13 protein-coding genes are annotated in these 19,537 nt (G+C 56.0%); 7 read left to right on the top strand and 6 right to left on the bottom strand.

Going from position 1 to position 19,537, the window contains the following annotated elements; translation table 11 throughout:
* The first annotated feature begins 5 nt into the window (after window positions 1–5).
* Entirely contained in the window at window positions 6–1,289 is a 1,284-nt protein-coding gene (locus tag EU556_RS18065) for an MFS transporter (RefSeq protein WP_135435547.1), read from the top strand.
* A gap of 275 nt (window positions 1,290–1,564) precedes the next feature.
* Here EU556_RS18065 and EU556_RS18060 read toward each other — a convergent pair whose 3' ends face one another.
* Window positions 1,565–3,064 carry an alpha/beta hydrolase family protein gene (locus EU556_RS18060; RefSeq protein ID WP_135435546.1) on the bottom strand — a complete coding sequence of 500 codons (1,500 nt, stop codon included), beginning with the start codon at window positions 3,062–3,064 and terminating at the stop codon, window positions 1,565–1,567.
* Window positions 3,065–3,412: 348 nt separating this feature from the next.
* On the opposite strand from EU556_RS18060, the gene EU556_RS18055 reads away from it, so the two are divergent.
* Window positions 3,413–4,111, top strand: coding sequence for an SGNH/GDSL hydrolase family protein (locus EU556_RS18055; RefSeq protein ID WP_135435545.1), 699 nt, complete (start codon window positions 3,413–3,415; stop codon window positions 4,109–4,111).
* 19 nt (window positions 4,112–4,130) lie between these two features.
* On the opposite strand, the gene EU556_RS18050 is transcribed toward EU556_RS18055, so the two are convergent.
* A complete protein-coding gene (locus tag EU556_RS18050) occupies window positions 4,131–5,069 on the bottom strand; it encodes an ADP-ribosylglycohydrolase family protein (protein ID WP_135435544.1) in 939 nt (312 codons plus the stop codon).
* Between the two features lie 194 nt (window positions 5,070–5,263).
* Here EU556_RS18050 and uvrA point away from each other — a divergent pair, with 194 nt between their 5' ends.
* The gene (uvrA, locus tag EU556_RS18045) at window positions 5,264–8,101 is read left to right on the top strand and encodes an excinuclease ABC subunit UvrA (RefSeq protein WP_135435543.1); all 2,838 of its coding nucleotides are present in this window, start codon (window positions 5,264–5,266) and stop codon (window positions 8,099–8,101) included.
* A gap of 81 nt (window positions 8,102–8,182) precedes the next feature.
* Here uvrA and EU556_RS18040 read toward each other — a convergent pair whose 3' ends face one another.
* From EU556_RS18040 to EU556_RS18025, 4 genes are all read right to left on the bottom strand, one after another.
* Window positions 8,183–8,686 carry a cupin domain-containing protein gene (locus tag EU556_RS18040; RefSeq protein ID WP_135435542.1) on the bottom strand — a complete coding sequence of 168 codons (504 nt, stop codon included), beginning with the start codon at window positions 8,684–8,686 and terminating at the stop codon, window positions 8,183–8,185.
* 80 nt (window positions 8,687–8,766) lie between these two features.
* Window positions 8,767–9,825: a LacI family DNA-binding transcriptional regulator gene (locus tag EU556_RS18035; RefSeq protein WP_135435541.1), complete on the bottom strand. Its 1,059-nt coding sequence runs from the start codon at window positions 9,823–9,825 to the stop codon at window positions 8,767–8,769.
* 102 nt (window positions 9,826–9,927) lie between these two features.
* Complete coding sequence (locus EU556_RS18030) at window positions 9,928–11,208, bottom strand: sugar MFS transporter (protein ID WP_135435540.1); 1,281 nt, start codon at window positions 11,206–11,208, stop codon at window positions 9,928–9,930.
* A 199-nt stretch (window positions 11,209–11,407) separates the two neighbouring features.
* Window positions 11,408–14,035 carry a beta-mannosidase gene (locus tag EU556_RS18025; RefSeq protein WP_135435539.1) on the bottom strand — a complete coding sequence of 876 codons (2,628 nt, stop codon included), beginning with the start codon at window positions 14,033–14,035 and terminating at the stop codon, window positions 11,408–11,410.
* A 439-nt stretch (window positions 14,036–14,474) separates the two neighbouring features.
* Between EU556_RS18025 and EU556_RS18020 the strand changes: the two genes are divergently transcribed.
* The 4 genes from EU556_RS18020 (at window position 14,475) to EU556_RS18005 (ending at window position 19,440) form a co-directional block, all read left to right on the top strand.
* The gene (locus tag EU556_RS18020) at window positions 14,475–15,551 is read left to right on the top strand and encodes a LacI family DNA-binding transcriptional regulator (RefSeq protein WP_135435538.1); all 1,077 of its coding nucleotides are present in this window, start codon (window positions 14,475–14,477) and stop codon (window positions 15,549–15,551) included.
* A 150-nt stretch (window positions 15,552–15,701) separates the two neighbouring features.
* Window positions 15,702–17,477, top strand: a complete 1,776-nt coding sequence (locus tag EU556_RS18015; RefSeq protein WP_135435537.1) for a glycoside hydrolase family 9 protein — start codon at window positions 15,702–15,704, stop codon at window positions 17,475–17,477.
* 324 nt (window positions 17,478–17,801) lie between these two features.
* Window positions 17,802–18,455 (top strand): response regulator, encoded by a 654-nt coding sequence (locus EU556_RS18010; protein WP_135435536.1) that lies wholly within the window; start codon window positions 17,802–17,804, stop codon window positions 18,453–18,455.
* Window positions 18,456–18,624: 169 nt separating this feature from the next.
* On the top strand, window positions 18,625–19,440 hold the full coding sequence (locus EU556_RS18005; RefSeq protein WP_135435535.1) for a hypothetical protein: 816 nt from the start codon (window positions 18,625–18,627) through the stop codon (window positions 19,438–19,440).
* The last annotated feature ends 97 nt before the right edge of the window (window positions 19,441–19,537 follow it).

Genomic DNA, 19,537 nt, shown 5'->3' with positions numbered 1-19,537 from the left:
TTGCTATGTCTGATCCTGATTCGGCCTTGCGCCACGACCCGTACGCCGCCCTGCGGATTCCTGACTTTCGTCGCCTAATTTCGGCCCGTATCCTGCTCACAGTAGCCACCCGCATTCAAGGGCTCGTTGTAAGCTGGCAAATATTCAAGCTCACCAACGATCCGCTAGCCCTAGGGCTCATCGGTCTCACGGAAGCCATTCCGAGCATTGCCGTATCGCTGTACGCGGGTCACGTAGCCGACTCGGTGCGCCGAAAGAATATTATTGTGGTAACGGTAGGCGTGCTCTTGCTGTGTGCGGCCGCATTGGCATTTTTCGCTTCACCACTGGGTTTGCCATTATTGGCAAAAGGCGCTTGGTTTACGCTGCCACTCTACAGCGTAATTTTTGTGAGTGGCATTGCCCGCGGATTTCTGGGGCCGGCACTTTTTTCCTTCATGCCTCAATTGCTGCCCAACCGTGACAAGCTGACCAATGCTATTACCTGGAACAGCACAACCTACCAAGCGGCGGCCGTGCTAGGGCCAGCGCTGGGCGGCTACCTCATTGCGCACCTTAATGTGGGCAACTCATACCTCGTAGCTACTAGCTTGCTGGCAGTGGCGCTGGTGCAATTCCTGACTATTGCTTCTAGACCTCTGCCGGAGTTGGTAGGTGAGCGGCTAGGCCTGCAGGATAGTGTGCTGAGTGGCCTACGCTTTATCTGGAACAACCAACTGGTGCTGGCAGCGCTTTCCCTTGATTTGTTTGCCGTACTGTTCGGGGGAGCCGTAGCACTGCTGCCGGTGTTTGCCGTGAATATCTTGAAAGTGGGTGCGTCCGGTCTAGGCCACCTGGAGGCTGCTCCGGCCGTGGGCTCGGTACTCATGGCAGCTTTCCTGACCTACTTTCCGCTCCGCCGCCACGCGGGGCGCAAACTGCTGTGGGCCGTAGCCGGGTTCGGGCTGGCAACCATTTGCTTCGCCTTATCCACTAATTTCTGGCTTTCCTTGTTCCTGCTCTTCCTAACGGGGGTGTTTGACTCCGTATCCGTTATTGTGCGCTCTACATTGTTGCACACGTTCACACCCGAGCATATGAAAGGACGCGTTTCGGCGGTGAACAATATCTTCATTGGCTCATCCAATGAAATCGGCTCGTTTGAGTCGGGGGCGGCGGCTAAGCTGCTAGGTGTGGTACCTTCCGTAATATTTGGCGGCGCTATGACAATGCTGGTAGTGGCCATTACGGCAATGAAAGCTGACAAGCTGCGTAAGCTTGACATGACCCCGCAACCGGTAAAGGCGTAAGGCTAGGGAGTAACAAACACCACATTCAGTAGGACATATTTTAGAGAATGTGGATAACTATGTGGATAAGCCCACAGTTGTTAACAGATTCCTGCAAAAAACCAAGCTTTGGTTGGCAAGACTACTCAAGGTAGAGGAAAGCAGCTATAGTGGTGTCGGCAGGAGAAGACTACACTAGGTCATTTCATGTAGGTCATACTAACGGCTGCCAACAATAAACACACAGGGGCCACAGCTAAGCTGCGGCCCCTGTGTGTTTGGAGCAAATGAGTAGCCTAGCGGCTGGCTTGTACGGCCTTGTCAAGCTTCTTGCTCGTCTTCTCTTTCTTTCCCTTCGACGAGGCATCCACGCTGTTTGTGATAGGCATAGGAGCGGGACGAGTAGTATTATCGAAGATCCACTCCCGAACGGTGTCCAATGCCTTAGGGGAGAATGTGGGCTGTTGTACGCCATTCACCAGGGGCCAGTCTTTGGTATCGGGCTGGAACCAGTGGTTTACACCGGCAAGTCTATCCGATTTAACCTTGGCGCTCTTCAGGCCTTTCTTCAGAATGGGTAAGTTATGCTCTGGATCTACTTGCAGATCGGCGGTGCCATTAAGTGCCAGCACGGGGCACGTCACGTCCGGAAGTTTTTGACTAGGGTCAAAGTCGAGGAAGTAGCGTGACCAGGGAGAGGTAAGCTGGGCGGCTCGTGCCCGGGCCATTTGTGGATCCAGGTCGGTATTGTTGAGGCGCAGATTTGCGGCCACTTTACCACGCGCCTGATTGTCGTTAGGGGTCTGACGTACAATGTCGATTACGCGCTCATGAAACTCCAGCGCCGCTTTCACCTGAGCGGGGTTGGCGCCAATAAGCCGCAGAATCTCGAGCTGCTGACGTACCAAAACATTACGCCCAGTAAGTCCATAGCCCGCCAACGAGACCACAAAAGCGGGTTTGGCCGGTCCAGGCTGCGCAGCGGCTAGTAGGGCTACGTTAGCTCCCTCACCGTGCCCAATAAGGCCAATCTGCTGGGGGTTGATAAGGTTGCGCGCCCGCAAAAACGTCATGGCCGCCTGAGCATCACCCATCAGATCAATGGTGGTAGCCGTGAGGTAATTGCCTTGCGACTTGCCTACCCCACGGTCATCGAAACGAAGAACCGCAATACCACGCCGGGTGAGGTGGTCGGCCAGAATCCCAAACATGCGGTAATCGTACTGCTCCGCGTCGCGGTCTTGCGGGCCAGAATCGGAGAGGAGGGCTACGGCTGGGAACGGACCAGGGCCAGCCGGAATAGTAAGCGTGCCCGAGAGCCGAATCTTGGCATCGGCATTGGTGAATACAACTTCCTCCTCGCGGTAGGGAGGAGTGAGTCGCATTTTGCCGCCCTTGGCAAGCGGAGCCGCTGCGGCCACTGCGCGGGTAAGCACCAGCGGTACGGTGAGGCCTGGCTGCGTCCAAGTACCGGTAAACTGGGCACCACCGTCCTTCACCTTGCCCACGAAGCGGCTGCCTGCCTGCTCAATCCGGATGGTGAGGTCAGTACCCTTAAGCTCTACTTCAGCCGGCATCCGGCTGATGCGCTGCTGCGGAGCGTCGAGGGCGGCGTAATAGGTGCCATTAGATAGCGGCACCAAGGTGATAATAAGATCGAGGGTACCACCCGGAACCTTAAGCGGACCCTTCCATTTACCATTGAGCACGGGAGTAGGCGTGTCGCCAGCCAGCGCAAAAAAAGGTAGCCAACAAGTGAGCAAAAGAAGGGCAAGCGCGGGTAGAGCTTTCTTCATAAAGTTAAACTCAAGAATGGTATTTTACCGTTTGTACGCACAGTAAGAACGGAAAATACCAAACCTGACGCAGAGTTGCTAGTTAAGGTTTTGGTAAGCCTCACGTAACCGCCCAGGCGCTGCAAAAAGCGGTAAAAATTCTTTGTGGCTAGGAGTATGGCCGCTGGTTTTGGCAACTTGTATATCACTATACAGCTATTAAGGGGTTGATTGTGCCTGCGGCCATGCGCAAACTCGATTGTAGATTGGCCGCATACCGGATTTTATACTGCCCGCACCATTTCCCGTAGACGCTACTTTTGCGTTGACTGGCCTAGTGGCTGCTTACTGAACCTAAACAAACTACTCATGCTTGGTACTTTCTTCCGTTCTCACTACGCAGGTCTACTTGTAGGCCTGTCTCTGCTCAGCGTACCGGGTTTGGCCCAAACCTCCAAGGTGCCTCCCATTAACCCCGAGCAGTGGACGAGTGAGCTGCGGGCATTTGCCCGGCAAGACAGCATGAGCCCTCCGCCAACTAGGCCTGTTCTGTTCTACGGCAGCTCCTCCATTCGGAAGTGGGAGTCTTTGAGTCAGGATTTTGCCGGGCGGCCTGTCCTGAACCGCGGCTTCGGCGGCTCCCGCTTTCCTGATGCTATTCACTTCTTCGACCGGCTGGTAGTGGCCTACAACCCACGCCAAGTACTGCTCTACGAGGGCGACAACGATATCGGGGCCGGGGCTACCCCGCAGGAGATATACCGGTCGTTCCTGACCTTCGACAGTCTAATGCGGGCCAAGCTGCCTAAGGTGCCCCTGGTGTTCCTAGCCATCAAGCCAAGTCCTTCGCGTTGGGGGCTCTATCCAAAAGTGCAGGAGGCTAACCGCCTAATTCGGGAGTACATTGCGGCTCATCCTAAACGACTGACCTACCTAGATACAGCCACGCCGTTGCTAGGTTCCAACGGTAAGCCCCAGCCACAGTTCTACGTGTCAGACAGCTTGCACATGACGCCCGCCGGCTACAACGTGTGGACGCGGGTGGTGAGAAAGAAGCTAAAGAAGTAGGGGAGGCAAACAGGCTCCGCTACTGAACTGAGTCCCGATCCTTATCGATAACACTTCTGATCCAACTGTACTCTGGCAGAAGCTTTAACTTCTGGAGCAACTCTGCTGGTATACCCGTCGGCCCAAGTAAGCCCGTCGGCCCAAGTAAGGAGCCCGCAATCTGGCCTACGATGGAGGCATTGGTATCTGTGTCGCCACCAGTGGCAATGACTTGCCGTAGCAACTCTTTCAATCCTAAGCGGAGAATTTTTGTCGCGCAAAAAATGGCGAACGGTACGGAGTTTACAGCATAACCATTGTTGCCAAGCTGGGCTATTTCAGCAATGGAGCTATCCTCTGAATAGCTATCTATATCCAGCAGTCGGTCTTTGAGGTTGGTATCGGGTAGGTTGGGCAGAAGTAGCTGAATGAGATTGTTGTGCCCGGTCCAGGTTTGAGTTATGGCCGCCCGTATAGCAAAGAAAACCGCTAAGGCACTGGCATAGGCATCTTCGTTCTGATGGGTAATGCGGCAGGCATCGTAAATGGTGTGCTTGGTAGTGGCAGCGTAAAAGGCGAAGGGCGCTATACGCATTGCGGCCCCGTTACCCGCCGCGTACTGCCCCCGCCGGCCGGTTTGCGTCCAGTGAATACCTGCTTCCGTATCCTGAATAGCCTTTAACGTGCTAGCCCCTAGGCCTACCAGCTTCTGTTGTCGATAGTATTCCACAAACTTCTGCATGAGCAGTGCCGGCTCAAACTGACTAGCAGCCAGTACTTCACAAGTAGCTAAGGTTAATTGTGTATCGTCAGTAATAGCCCACCGCTGGGGTAGGGGTGGCTTCCCACCCAAGTAAAAGGTGTTGGAGTCGGTGGCCTGGGAAACGTTTTCAAAGCTGCTGCCCCAGGCATCACCGATAGCGCCTGTCATCAAGCACGCCTCAAACCGCTGCTGCGCTGTAAGGTGGATAAGAGCCATATATCGAAGAAAGCAAGCAGCAGCAAATTAGGTTAATAGTGTTAGCAGGAGGGCTAACGGCAATGCTGAAGCCTCTAGGCCAGTGCTGCACTCCGAATATCGGGTAACCAACCCAGGCGTGGCAGCCGTACCTTCGTCTAAACCAAACTACCACGGCGGAAACCAAACCCCCAGCCGTTGTTGTTTACCGACCTATGGCCGACAACTCCGTTCTGCAAGTAGCCGCCCCCGCGGCTGACCCCATTGATCAGCTCGACCCGCGCGAGTTTATTCTGATAAAAAATGCTCGGGTTCACAACCTCAAGAACCTGAGTGTAGCGCTGCCCCGCAATAAGTTTATTGTCGTAACGGGCCTCTCGGGCTCGGGCAAGTCGTCGCTGGCCTTTGACACGTTGTATGCTGAAGGGCAGCGGATGTACGTGGAGAGCCTCAGCAGCTACGCCCGCCAGTTTCTAGGCCGCATGGATAAGCCCGACGTCGACTACATCCGGGGTATTTCGCCGGCTATTGCCATTGAGCAGAAAGTCAGCATCAAGAACAACCGCTCCACTGTTGGCACCAGCACCGAGATTTACGACTATCTCAAGCTGCTCTTTGCCCGCGTAGGCCGCACGTATTCCCCCATCAGTGGCGAGCAGGTGCGCAAGGATAACGTGGCCGACGTGGTAGATTACCTTATGCATCTGCCCGAAGGCACCCGAGTGATGCTGCTCTCGCCGCTGCTGCCTAGTGAGGAGGGCCGCCCCATGAGCAAGGAGCTGGATTTGCTACTACAGAAAGGCTACAGCCGCGTGGTGCTAAACGGCGAAACGGCTTTCATTGAGGAGCTAATTGCCGAAGGTCAGCCCGAAGTGCAGGGAGAAGTATACATCATGATTGACCGCGCCGTGATTCAGCCCGGCGACGAGGACCTGATGTTCCGCCTTTCCGACTCGGTGCAGACTGCCTTCTTCGAGGGTCATGGCACTTGCCTGGTGAAGATGGATGAGGAAACCCGCACCTTCTCCGACCGCTTTGAGCTAGACGGCGAAGTGTTTGAGGAACCTAGCGTCAATTTCTTTTCTTTCAATAACCCATACGGAGCCTGCCAGACCTGCGAAGGGTTCGGCTCGGTGCTGGGCATTGACGAGGACCTAGTAATTCCGGATAAAACCATGACGGTGTATGAAGGAGCCATTGCTCCATGGCGCACCGATAAGCAGAGCGAATGGCTGAAGCCCTTGCTCAAAAACGGTATCCGCTTCGATTTTCCCATTCACCGGCCCTACAATGAACTGAGTGAGGCCGAGCGCACTCTGCTTTGGAAGGGCAACAAGTATTTTGAAGGTCTTGATGCCTACTTTAAGTGGGTAGCTACCCAGACCCACAAAATCCAGTACCGTGTGCTGCAAAGCCGGTACCGGGGCCGCACTACCTGCCCCGATTGCCGCGGTACGCGCCTGCGCAAAGACGCCCAGTACGTTAAAATTCAGGGCCAGAGCATTACCGATCTGGTGCTGCTGCCGGTGAGCCGAGCCCTCGAGTTTTTTCAGAACCTAGAGCTGCCCGAGCACGAAGCGAAAGTGGCCGAGCGCTTGGTAACGGAGGTCACGAACCGCCTGGAATACCTGAACCGCGTAGGCCTGGGCTACTTGACCTTGAACCGCCTGAGTAGCACACTGTCGGGCGGAGAAAGCCAGCGGATTTCGTTGGCTACGTCGCTGGGTTCGGCGCTGGTGGGTTCCATGTACATTCTCGATGAGCCCAGCATAGGCCTACACCCCAAAGATGCCGAGCAGCTGATTGGGGTGCTGCGCTCTTTGCAACAGCTCGGCAACACCGTGATTGTAGTGGAGCACGAGGAGAAAGTGATGGAGGAAGCTGACCAGATCATTGACATCGGCCCCGAGGCTGGCAGTGGCGGCGGTACGCTCATGTTTCAGGGTACCTACGAGGAAATTCTGCGGGACAAAGCCACCTATACCGGCCAGTACTTGAGCGGCAAGATGGAGGTAGCCGTGCCTAAAACGCGTCGCCCCTGGCGCAACGCACTGGAGCTAACCGGCGCCCGCGAAAACAATCTCAAAAACGTATCGGTGAAGTTTCCGCTGAACGTGATGACGGTGGTAACGGGCGTGTCGGGCTCGGGCAAGTCCACACTGATTCGGCGGATTCTGGCGCCCGCCTTGCTGAAGCAACTAGGCGGCGGTGCCGGTGAGGCCACCGGTAAGTTCGACCGTCTCACGGGTGTAAACGGGCAGGTGACGCACGTGGAGTTTGTCGATCAAAACCCCATTGGCAAGAGCAGCCGCTCTAACCCTGTCACCTACGTGAAGGCCTACGACGCCATCCGGAGCTTGTTTGCCGATCAGCAGCTGGCCAAGGCGCGCGGCTTCAAACCCTCACACTTCAGCTTTAACATTGAAGGTGGCCGCTGTGAGGTGTGCCAAGGCGAAGGCCAAGTGAAAATCGAGATGCAGTTCATGGCCGATATCTACCTGACTTGCGAAGCCTGTGAGGGCCGCAAGTTCAAGCAGGATATCCTGGACGTGAAATACCAGGACAAGAGCATCAACGAGGTGCTGGAAATGACCATTGAAGACAGCATCGAGTTCTTCAAAGACCAGCCCAAAATTGCTGAGCGCCTCAAGCCCCTCGACGACGTAGGCCTAGGCTACATCCGGCTAGGCCAGTCGGCCAATACACTGTCGGGTGGTGAGGCCCAGCGTGTGAAGCTGGCTTCCTTCCTGACTAAAGGCAACACTTTACAGAATGACAAAATCCTGTTCATCTTTGACGAGCCCAGCACTGGCCTGCACTTCCACGACATCAACAAGCTGATGACGGCCCTAAATGCGCTAGTGGAGCAAGGCAACTCTGTGCTCATCATTGAGCATAACATGGACATCATCAAGTGCGCCGACTGGGTTATTGACCTCGGCCCAGAAGGTGGTATCAATGGCGGTCATCTGCTGTTTGAGGGTACGCCCGAGGAAATGGTTAAGCTGAAGGACACCAATCATACGGCGCGGTTCCTAGCTGAAAAGCTGTAACTGGTCTAGGCTGGTGTAAAATGGAAAAGGGTGGCCTACATACGTAGGCCACCCTTTTTGGTTGATTTTGTCTGAAGAATACTAGCGGCCGAAGTCGTCCTGCACGCGCACAATGTCTTCTTCGTCGGAAGGGTGCTGAGCGTCGGTGTGCTGCCAGATTTCGGCAATGGTACCCCAGCCATCTAGGCCTATCAGGCGGTGCCGCTCGCCCTGTTGCAGCACAATCTGTTCGCCGGGACCGTAGGTTTTTAGTTCGCCTTCCTCATCGGTGGGGCTGGTAACAACGCCCACAGTACCGCTCACGACGCGCCAGATTTCGGCCCGACGATGATGGTACTGCCACGACAAGCGCTGGTGAGGCGCTACTAGCAACACCTTTGGGCTCAGCTTGCCCGAAATGCGCAGGTTTTCTACCGATAAGCCATCAAAATAGGTATTGGCAAACTCCTGGGCCTGGTCTTCATCGAGCACGAAAAAACCGCCCCACGGGCGTGTTTGGTCCTGCACCATAATGCCAAAGCCTTGCTGGCGCAGGCGTTGCTCGGTTTGTTGGAATAGCTCCTGCTTAGACAAGTCAGAACTCATAAAAGGGTAGTAAAGGAATGAGAGAAGAAGTAGGCACACCCCAAGTGGCCTAGACCACTTGAGAGAAACAGAGTAGGTGACTAGCGCGGCTGGCGTGGCTCCTGCGAAAGGTGCAGGGACGAGTCGCGGATGATGAGCTCGGGCTTCAGAATGAGGTGAGGCGGTACGTAGGAGGGGCCACGTTTGAGCAGTTGCAGGAAAAGGCGCACGGCCGTCTCACCCATTTGTTCGGCTCGTTGGTCTACTACCGTCATCTGAGGCTGAGTCATGGTAGTAAAGGGTTCATTGCTGAAGCAGGCAAAGGCAATGTCTTGCGGTACCCGAATGCCCTTTTCGCGCAGTACCTCCAGGGCCCCTACGGAGGGGATGGCATAGGCGGCAAATACGCCATCCAGGGGCGGATCGAGGGCCAGCAGGTGCTGCATGCCCAAGCGGCCGGCCTCGTGGGTTAGGGCCGGTAAAGAGTACACTTGCTCTTCCTCGTTGTAAGGCAGGCCGTGCGCCTCCAAGGCGGCTTTAAACCCGAGAAAGCGGTTGCGGCTAGTATTCAGGTGTTGCGGACCGGCTAAGTGGGCAATGCGTGTGCAGCCTTGCTCAATGAGGTGACGTACGGCTTGGTAGGCACCCTGGAAGTCATCGAGGATAACGGCCATGCTTTGATCTAGCTCCGGCACGCGGTCGAAAAACACGAGGGGTACACCCTGCTGACGCACTTGCTCGAAGTGCTGCAAATCGGTTTGAGTGGTGGCCGATACCGAAACCAAAATGCCTTCTACCTGGGCGGCCAGTAGGGCCTCAATGTTGCGCTTTTCGCGGGCTAGGTCTTCATTTGACTGGCACAGCAGCACATTGAAGCCCTCCCGGGTAGCTACCTTTTCTATCCCGTTCATCACGGCCGGAAAAAAGTACCCTTTGATGTGGGGCACAATCACGCCCAGCGTTTTGCTATGGCCCTTGCGCAACGCCGCTGCTAGTTGGTTGGGCCGGTAGTTTAGTTCCTTGGCCATTTGGCGCACCCGGTCTTTGGTGGCCTCGCTGATGTCGCGGTGGTCGGCTAGGGCTCGTGAAACGGTAGAGGTAGAGAGGTTGAGGTGGTTGGCTAAGTCCCGAAGAGAGATTTGCTGCTTTCTGGAAGACATGAGTCAGGGCGTTAGGGGAAAGGCGTAAGCCGCCAGTGCCAAAGAACAGCACTGTACGCAAAAGGGACTAATTAATTTCCCATAACTCGGCAGATATATCGTCTAGGCCACTGCCGCACGGCGGCTACCCCGTAGGCCATACCACATAATGTACAGGTAGCATACTGCTGGCAGCAATAGCGCCAGGCGGAGGCCACTGTGGTCGGCAATGAAGCCGAAGAGCAAGGGAATAATAGCGCCACCTACTACGGCCGTACACAACAATCCGGAGCCCTCGGCCGTGTGACGGCCTAGGCCTGCCAGCGCCAGCGGGAAAATAACCGGCCACATAATCGAGTTCATCAAGCCTACCGCCAGCAAACTGTACATGGCCACTTCTCCTGCCGTGTTAATCGAGAGAAGAATGAGCGCCACGGCGAACACCGCGTTAAACGCCAATAGCTTAGCCGGCGACACCTTGTTGAGCAGATACGCACCCATGAAACGGCCCACCATGGCTGCACCCCAGTAGAACGTCACGCGCTTGCCCGCCGCTTCGGGGTCTAGGCCTAGGACATCGGGGAGGGCCAGGTAGTTTACAATGTGGGAGCCAATGGCTACCTCTGCGCCTACGTAGGCAAAAATGCCCACCACGCCCAGCACCAAGTGGCGGTAATTCCAAGCCCGCGTCGAGTCGGAAGCGGTGGTGTCTGCCTCATCAGTGGGCGGTATAATTTGGGGTAGGTTGATCTGGCTGAGCAGCAAGCTGATGAGCAGCAGCGCCGTGCCAATGATGAGGTAGGGCGTTTGCACCGCGGTTACATCAATGGCCGCTGAGTTGGCGGCCGTATTGAGCTTGGGCAGCCGACTTAGAATAAGGGCGCTACCCAGCAACGGAGCAAGTGTAGTGCCGAGCGAGTTGAAGGCCTGCGTGAGCGTAAGGCGGGCCGGAGCTGAGCGGGCCGGACCGAGAATGGACACGTACGGATTGGCAGCTACCTGCAGAATAGTAATACCGGAAGCCAACACGAACAGCGCCCCGAGAAACAGCCCATACACTCGTGCTGAGGCCGCCGGGTAAAACAGATACGCGCCAACGGCTGCCAGGGCAAAGCCAATCAGCATGCCCCGCTTGTAGCCCACACGAGTTACCAACTTGCCCGCCGGAATACTTACTAGAAAGTAGGCCCCAAAAAAGCACAGGTTTATCAGGTTGGCTTGCGTGTAGCTAAGCTGAAAAATGGCCTTTAGGTAAGGAATCAGAATGTCGTTGAGGCAGGTGATAAAGCCCCACAGAAAAAACAATGTAGTGACGGCGCTCAGCGCCGTGGTGTAGCGCGGTGGTGCGTCGGTGCCGGTGTTGGCAGCCGTAACAGGAGACAACGTAGGGGAGGGTGCGGCCATGAGGAAAGGAATGGGTTGGTGGGAAGTTTGGAAAGAAAGTAAAGCTTAGGGGTACACGGACGAGTGGCCTAGGCGCCAAGAGAGGCAACTGTACCCCCTCATCAATTGTGGTTTTGCGCAGCCAGCCAGCTAGGCTATAAATAGATCTAGGAGCTCTTAGAGGCAGGGAAGTTAGGTAGTACCATCTTGCATATCGTGGTTAAAAAGCATCAACTAATGTGCGCACCACCAATTGGCGTCGTAGCTCTGCTAGCGGCAGGAGCGTGGTAGTGCGGAAGGTGAGCGTCTTCTTTTGGTTGGGGAGCAAGTCGAAGTAGTTATCCGTGAAGAAGCCCTCAGCCTCGGGGAGAGTAAGCATCACTGCGCGGGCTAGGTTCTTACTCTGGAGGGTAACCTGAAAAGTACTGTCGGTGGTCTGCTGCCAGTCGGCTTGCACTTTGCTTTGGGGTAGCTTCAGGTCCTTGGGCGATACGAAGTAGTGGGTGTTGCTGCTGACTACCTCTCCATTGGTGCGTAGTTCGCAGCTTAGCACCACCTGCTTCGGGTCGTGCTTGCCTAATAGTTTGGTCCGCGGAATATCGAGGTAGGCTCTGCTGGTGAGCGGCTCGATCTGCAGCGTCTGACTCTGGCTGAATAGGGTGCGCCCAGTAAAATCCTGCAGGTGAACTTGTAACTGGCCCGGCGTAGCGGTTGTACGGTCTGACACCACGTAGAAGCGCACGTTGTTGTCCTCTTCGTGGAGGCTCACCAGCACTGAGGCATAAAAGCGTTTTGCGTAGTACTGCAGCGCCTTCCAGCGGCCGTAGTAATCGATAGATGACCACGAGGCTACCCCCCAGCAATCATTCAGCTGCCAGTACATGGAGCCCATGGTGCGCGGGCGACTACGGCGCAGGTGCTCTGCTGCCAGCTTGATGGCCTGGGCCTGCAGTACCTGACTCACGTACAGAAACGACTCAAAGTTCTTCGGCTCTTTATAGTCGCGGCGCAAATACTCGATCAGGCGCGGGTTGCCGGCCGCGCTGCGCTGGTGCTGCTTCATCACCGGCGATAAAATATCCCAATCGGCTTCGGTGGTAAATTGCTTCACCGATTTCAGCTCCGGAAAAGACTGGAAGCCATACTCGCTCATAAAGCGAGGCACCTGCTTTTCGTAGTCGGAAATGGGGGCGGTGCCACCCCACACGTCCCAGTAGTGCATGTCGCCGTTGGTTTGGGAGCCGGCCATATCCTCAAACTCCGCCGAGGGGCTCGACGACATGTAGGGGCGGCTGGGGTCTTGTTCTTGGAGCACCGTCGGGAGTAGGTCGCGGTAGAGCTTAAGGTAGTTGCTCCACACTTCCAGCTTGTGCGAGCCCATTTTCTCCGGAATGCCCCACTGCTGCCAGGCTATTTCGTTTTCATTATTGCCTACCCAAATAGCTAGGCCTGGGTGGTTGCGCAGGCGCCTCACTTGATAGGTGGCCTCGGCGCGCACATTATCCATAAACTCCTGGTTGCCGGGGTAGAAGGAACAGGCAAACATAAAGTCCTGCCACACCAATAGGCCTAGCTCGTCGCAGGTATCATAGAAGTACTGGTTTTCATAGATGCCGCCGCCCCACACCCGCAGCATGTTCATGTTGCAGTCTTTGGCCGCTTGTAGCAGCTGGCGGTACCGAGTCGGGGTTACCCGATTGGGGAAAATATCGGCCGGAATCCAGTTTACCCCTTTAATGAAGATAGGAATGCCATTGACCACAAACTCAAACGACTTGCCATACTGGTCACGCTCGCGGCGCAGTTGTATGGTTCGGAGGCCTGTGCGTGTGGTGGCCTCATCTAGGGGGCGGCCGTTTTGCAGTAGTTGTGCCCGGAAGGAGTACAGCGCCTGAGGGCCGTAGCCCGCGGGGTACCAGAGTTGCGGGTTCGGTAGCTGTAGCTCGGCCGTGAGCGTGTGGCGGTTGGGCTGTAGCGTAACCTGCTGCTCTACGCGGGGGCCTACGGCCTGACCGTTAGGGCCCGTGGTTTCAATAACCAGCGTGGCCTGCTGCTTGGCTGCTGATGCAGTGGCCTCGTACTCTACCTCTAGGCCTAGCTGGGCTGATTGCTGGCTGATATGGCGCTGTACTACGTGTAAGTCCGTGAGCTTAGCCGCGTCCCAGGCTTCTAGCTGCACCGGCTGCCAAATGCCCGACGTCACGAAGCGTGGTCCCCAGTCCCAGCCGTATTGGTACGGAGCTTTGCGGGTGTAGGGGCTCAGCACGGGGCCAGTCTCGCCTACAAAGCCCATAGATTGCTCATCGTTGCCGGCGTAAAGGTTGTAGCCGTACTTGGCCGGTAGGCCAGCTACCTCATTCAGTGGGGAGCGGAACCGGATGTGCAGGCGGTTCTCGCCGGTGGTGAGCCGAGACTTCACATTGGCGCGCCACTCCCGGAACATATTATCGGTATGAAGAATGGCCACCCCGTTGAGTGTAACGTCGGCGTAGGTGTCGAGGCCTTTGAATACCAGCTCCAGGTTGGTACGCTGCAGCGTGGCAGCGGGCACTGTGAAGGTAGTTTCGTACTCCCAATCGGTTTTACTAATCCACTGCTGCTTCAGCTCATTGTTACGGTACAGCGGGTCCTCAATCTGTTTGGTAGCCAGCAGATCTGTATGCACGCAGCCAGGCACGGTAGCAGGCGCCCAGTTGCCTTGGCCTACCTGCTTGAAGCGCCAACCAGTGGTGAGCGGGGTAGTGGTTTTACCCTGGCTAGTAGCTGGCTGTGCCACAACCTGTACAGTAGCCCAAAACACAATAAGTAAGCTCCCGAAGACGCGGCGCAGAGAGAAAGGCAATTGCATGGGTGGGAGGTAAGGCGCTATGGAAAAGAGGTGAGCAAATTAGTAGTGAGGCAAGAACAGTATTCCTATGGGGCTACACTCGCCCAGTGGTCGCCTCTAAAGTAAGAAATTCGTTATTTGAACGGTAAAAGGTTTTAGCAAAGCGACAAAAAAGTAAAGTCACCCTGTAGTTTAAGGCGATACCGAAAGGGCCCATGGATGCGTGAGGCAGCTAGAAACAGAGTCAAGTTATGGAAGCCCAGTACCTGTCGAGGAAAGGTAAGATGCTGGAAAATATGGAATAAAATGCTGATGCACAGTCGTACTATGAACAGCACTAGTAAAAAAGGCCTCAGCAGCCACGGGCGCCTACGTAGCGCTGGTGTAGCTAGGCCACTAACAAAGGGGGTAAGAGGAGTTTATCCTACCTTTGAGAGGTAAGCACCTACACCCCCCTCGCATGAGCAGCAAAGTGAAAAAACGGACGTTGATCAACGATATAGCCAATCATTTGGAAGTATCCATTGCAACGGTATCACTGGTGTTGAACGGGAAAGCGAAGCAGAGCCGTATTAGTGATGCGGTGGCGGAGCGGGTGCTGAAGTACGTGCAGGAAGTGGGCTACAAGCCTAATCATCTGGCTAAAAGCTTGCGCACGGGCAAAACGCACGTAATTGGGCTGGTAGTAGAAGATATCTCCAACCCGTTTTTTGCTACGGTGGCCTGGCTGATTGAAAAGCAGGCGTTTGAGCGCGGCTACCGCATTATTTATTGCAGCACCGACAACGACCCCACCAAGAGCAAGGAGCTGATCAGTATGTTTCGGGAGCGGCACGTCGATGGCTTTATCATTGTGCCTTCCGAAGGAATTGAAGAGGAGGTAAGCACTATTCTGCGGGAGCAAACCCCCACGGTTCTCTTCGACCGTTTTTTGCCGAAGCTGCCCACAAACTACATTGTGGTAGATGGTGCCCAGGGTACTTACACGGCCACCCAGCACTTGCTGGAGCAGGGATTCAGAAACATTGCCTTCGTAACGACGGACTCTACCCAAACTCAGATGGAGGCCCGCCTGAATGGGTATGTACGGGCGCTGGAAGAACAGCAACTGCTGCCCCTGGTAAAGCGAGTGGCCGCCTCCAAAGACTCTGAGCACCTTATTGCCGACATCCAGGACTTTATTAAGGATAACCGCGCTTGCGACGCTATTATCTTCTCTACCAACTACCTGAGCATTTACGGGCTGGAAGCCATTTCCCGCTTGCAGCTGCGGATTCCGCAGGATCTGGCCGTCATTTCCTACGACGACCACGACCTGTTTCGGCTGTACACGCCCGCCATTACCGTAATTGCCCAGCCAGTAGAGAGTATTGCCAAGAATGTGATTGATATTCTGCTGGAACAACTGCAGCAGCCCAGCGACCAAGCAATTGCTAACAACCACAGCATCGTACTGCCCACCGCACTTATTGTGCGAAAATCATCGATCCGGCAGCCGGAGCCCGTGCCCGCCACTCGTAAGAAAGCCGCAAAATAGGGCTCACCCTGCCCCACTGGCCTAGCAAGGCCGGCGCCGTAACGGTATACGATGCCCTTAAATACTCACGCAATAAAAAAGTCGCTCTGCTGCCAGGGCGACTTTTTTATTGCGCTTCACTTATCTTTTCCCAATCTACTTCCCCTGTATATGCTACCTCACCAATTTCGATTACCGCTTATACTGGGCGGGCTCTTCCTAGGCCTGTGCACTCCGCCGCTCTTGGCTCAGCAAGCCACTGATAGTATTCGGCTTAACCAGCTTGGGTTTTATCCTAAAGCACCCAAAATAGCTGCCTTAGTGGGCGCGAAGCCAGGCACGTTCACTCTCACGGCTCCCGGCTCGGAGCGGGCGTTGTTCACGGGCACGGTCGGTGCGAAGCAGCACAACCCCGGAACGGGAGAAGACGTGAGACTGGCTGACTTTTCGGCGTTTACCACTCCGGGTACCTACGTGCTGCGCGATGCCGGTGGGCGGGTATCATATCCTTTCCAGATTCAGCGGCGGGTGCACGAAGGAGTAGCCCGTGCGGCTCTCAAAAGCTATTATTACCAACGCGTATCTACGGCACTGCCCGCCCTGTACGCCGGCCGCTGGAGCCGACCGCTAGGCCACCCCGATACACAGGTGCTGGTGCATGCTTCCGCCGCCACGGCCCAGCGGCCTACCGGCACGCTTGTATCAGCGCCCCGCGGCTGGTACGATGCCGGCGACTACAACAAATACGTCGTGAATTCGGGCATTACCATGGGCACGTTGTTTTCGCTCTACGAAGACTTTCCGACGTATTGCCGCACGTTTCGGGAAGAGGTGCCGGAGAGTAGCAACCGTCTGCCCGATGTGGTGGATGAAACCTTGTGGAACCTACGCTGGATGCTGGCCATGCAAGACCCCACCGACGGAGGCGTGTACCACAAACTCACCAACGCTGCCTTCGATGGCATGGAGATGCCCGCGCTGACCACTAAACCACGGTATGTAGTGCAGAAAAGTACGGCCGCCGCGCTAGACTTTGCCGCCATTACGGCCCAGGCCAGCCGTATTCTGAAACAGTTTCCTCGCCAGTTGCCCGGCCTAGCCGACTCCTGTCTGCAAGCCTCGGTGCGCGCCTGGCAGTGGGCGCAAGCACATCCTCAAGTGCTCTACCGCCAAGCTGACATTAATAAGCAGGTCGACCCCGACATCAGCACCGGTGAATACGGCGACCAAGACCTGCACGACGAGTGGGTGTGGGCCGCCGCTGAGCTTTACGTGACCACCAGCCAACCCCAGTACTATCAGGTGCTGCAGCCGGCGTTGGCTGAGTCTGCCAAGTTGCCTTCCTGGAACCAAGTACAGGCCCTGGGGTACTATACGCTGGCCCGGTTCAGGAGCCAATTACCAGCGGCAGCCCAAGCGCAGTGGCCTACGGTGCGCAAACACATACTGGCGCTGGCCGACGAGCTAAGGGCCGGCTACGAGCAGCAGCCCTACCAAACGGCTATGACCAAGAGTGCCGCCAATTTTGTTTGGGGCAGCAACGCCACGGCCGCCAACCAGGGGGTGGCCCTCATCCAGGCCTACCGCCTTAGCGGCGACAAGCAGTACCTACAGTGCGCCCTCGCCAACCTTGACTATTTGCTGGGGCGCAATGCTACGGGCTACTGCTTCGTCACGGGGTTCGGAAGTAAGGCCCCCCAGCACCCGCACCACCGCCTTTCCGAAGCCGACGGTATTGCGGAGCCCCTGCCCGGGTTTCTGGTGGGCGGCCCCAACCCTGGCCGGCAAGACGGCTGCCAATACTTGTTTTCGGATGCTGAGCGCGCCTACACGGACGAGGTCTGCTCCTACGCTTCCAACGAAGTAGCCATTAACTGGAACGCGCCGCTCGTGTATCTAACCGTAGCCATGGAAGCCCTGCAGAACGATGCTGGATTTGCGAAGTAATGCTAGATAACCAGCCATATTCCAGGCGAGGCCGGCCGAACTGTACTATGACATAACATAAAAAAGTTGTGACGTCTGGAAACACCAGTTATAACGGAGTGGCCTGGAGCAAATAGTTGCTTCTCAGGCCTGTGGTGGCCGAATAGTAAAACTTTCCTGCGGAAAGGTTGTCTATATAAACGGCGTGGAGCTTTTGCTCTAACCAGCTCAACCTCCCACCCTCATAAAAATAACCGTGGTTACGTACTACCTTGGTGCCGCCCTCTGTGCTGAAAAGCAAAGCTTGGTGGTGCCAAGGAAGAATGAACTAAGTGTGTTGCGAATATGATCCGTGTGCTTCTGGTGGATGACCATCCTATTGTGCGGAATGGCATTCAGGCGTTAGTTGCTCATGAGCCCGATATTGAAGTAGTAGGGCAAACTGACAACGGCCAGAGCCTGCTAGAGCTCTTGGCCAACACGCCTACTGACGTGGTGCTGATGGACGTGGCCATGCCCGTGCTGGATGGCTTTGCTACTATGCCCTTGCTGCAAGCGCAGTTTCCGCAGGTGCGGGTGCTGGTGCTGTCGATGTTGGGCAATGAGAAAGATGTGTACCGGATGATGCAGGCTGGAGCAGCCGGCTACGTGATGAAAAACGCCGAGAGCTCAGAATTTCTGTATGCCATCCGGATGGTGGCGGCCGGGCGGCCCTTCATGTGCACCGATATGGGCATGAACCTGCTGCAGCAACTCGTGAAGCGCCCCGGAGCCGATGTACTTCCTGGCACCAAGCGCCGCCCCGGCGACCTGACCGATCGGGAGAAAGAGGTGCTGCAACTGCTGGCAGAGGGCTTTACCAATGCCGAAATAGCGGAGAAGCTCTTCACCAGCAAGCGCACCATTGAAACCCATCGGCAGAATATTATCGAGAAAACTCAGGTAAAAAACACTGCGGCGCTCATGCGTTACGCCGTTAGCCATGGGCTTATTGCCTGATGCCCTGCTGCCGGGTGGTTCTGCCGTAGTTGTAGCTCTAGGCCACTACGAAGCAGTGGCCTAGGCGGCTCCATTTAATTACCAGACGGAAGTCACTACCTCGGGCGAATACTAGCCGTAGTAGTGGCTTCTGTGCGTACTTGCGGTCGTCTACCTGCTGTCATTACCTATGTCTGCTCCACTCACACCTGCTTTCGACACGCTCACGGCCCCATCTACTAGTAGGGCTTGGCGCTGGGGAGCCGCTGCCGCTATTGTTGGCAACATTGCTATCAATTACGTGTCGCAACGCTTTCCCTTTAATGGGCAAACCAACGGACAGGTGTCATATAAATACCCCACGCTGCTCACTCCGGCAGGGTATGCCTTCAGCATTTGGGGGCTGATTTTTCTGAGCTTGCTGCTGTATGCGGTGTGGCAACTCCTGCCCGCCCAGCGGCGTAACCCGCTCCCCGATGCCGTAGCGCGGCCGTTGGTGTGGGCCAACTTACTCACGGGGCTCTGGTTGGTAGTGTTTGCCTATGAACTGTTGGTACCTAGTATGCTGACGATGCTGGGTATTTTGGCCTGCCTGGCGGTGGTGTATGGCCGGGCCCGCCAGCTGGTGCGCCGCGCCGAGTCGCCGTGGTACAGCAGCATTCCGTTTGGTCTGTACCTGGGCTGGATTTCGCTGGCTACCGTCGTGAATGTAACCGTGGCACTGGGTACCACATGGCAGCCCGATGAAGACGTGACCCTGCAGTTGGCAATTGTGCTGGTGGGCATTACGGCGGGGCTGGCCCTGAATGTCACGCGCCGCTTTACGGAGCTGGCTTACCCCGCCGCCGTAGCCTGGGGGCTCCTGGGTATCTACGTAGCCCGCCGCCCCGACCCCGACACGGAGGTATTAGCCCAAATGGCGTTGGCCGCCGCTAGTATGGTTGCGGTACTAGGCCTAGGCCTGTCGTGGTGGGGCAGCAGGAGACGGGTAGCGTCTCATTCGTAACAAGCTAAGGCGGCGTCTTGTCGAATACTGATTCTTCGGGTCGCAATCCTGACGACTCACTGCGCATTGTTCTAACTTGCGCGCCAACTCCCAACCT

The organism is Hymenobacter fodinae, from assembly GCF_004745825.1.
Classification (GTDB): Bacteria; Bacteroidota; Bacteroidia; order Cytophagales; family Hymenobacteraceae; genus Hymenobacter; species Hymenobacter fodinae.
This window is presented reverse-complemented; position numbering and strand designations above follow the sequence as displayed.

What these genes read in the sequence shown, in the direction of transcription:
- EU556_RS18065 (WP_135435547.1), top strand. Translation starts at nt 6, where the DNA reads ATGTCTGATCCTGATTCGGCCTTGCGCCACGACCCGTACGCCGCCCTG.
- EU556_RS18060 (WP_135435546.1), bottom strand. Translation starts at nt 3,064, where the DNA reads ATGAAGAAAGCTCTACCCGCGCTTGCCCTTCTTTTGCTCACTTGTTGG.
- EU556_RS18055 (WP_135435545.1), top strand. Translation starts at nt 3,413, where the DNA reads ATGCTTGGTACTTTCTTCCGTTCTCACTACGCAGGTCTACTTGTAGGC.
- EU556_RS18050 (WP_135435544.1), bottom strand. Translation starts at nt 5,069, where the DNA reads ATGGCTCTTATCCACCTTACAGCGCAGCAGCGGTTTGAGGCGTGCTTG.
- uvrA (WP_135435543.1), top strand. Translation starts at nt 5,264, where the DNA reads ATGGCCGACAACTCCGTTCTGCAAGTAGCCGCCCCCGCGGCTGACCCC.
- EU556_RS18040 (WP_135435542.1), bottom strand. Translation starts at nt 8,686, where the DNA reads ATGAGTTCTGACTTGTCTAAGCAGGAGCTATTCCAACAAACCGAGCAA.
- EU556_RS18035 (WP_135435541.1), bottom strand. Translation starts at nt 9,825, where the DNA reads ATGTCTTCCAGAAAGCAGCAAATCTCTCTTCGGGACTTAGCCAACCAC.
- EU556_RS18030 (WP_135435540.1), bottom strand. Translation starts at nt 11,208, where the DNA reads ATGGCCGCACCCTCCCCTACGTTGTCTCCTGTTACGGCTGCCAACACC.
- EU556_RS18025 (WP_135435539.1), bottom strand. Translation starts at nt 14,035, where the DNA reads ATGCAATTGCCTTTCTCTCTGCGCCGCGTCTTCGGGAGCTTACTTATT.
- EU556_RS18020 (WP_135435538.1), top strand. Translation starts at nt 14,475, where the DNA reads ATGAGCAGCAAAGTGAAAAAACGGACGTTGATCAACGATATAGCCAAT.
- EU556_RS18015 (WP_135435537.1), top strand. Translation starts at nt 15,702, where the DNA reads ATGCTACCTCACCAATTTCGATTACCGCTTATACTGGGCGGGCTCTTC.
- EU556_RS18010 (WP_135435536.1), top strand. Translation starts at nt 17,802, where the DNA reads ATGATCCGTGTGCTTCTGGTGGATGACCATCCTATTGTGCGGAATGGC.
- EU556_RS18005 (WP_135435535.1), top strand. Translation starts at nt 18,625, where the DNA reads ATGTCTGCTCCACTCACACCTGCTTTCGACACGCTCACGGCCCCATCT.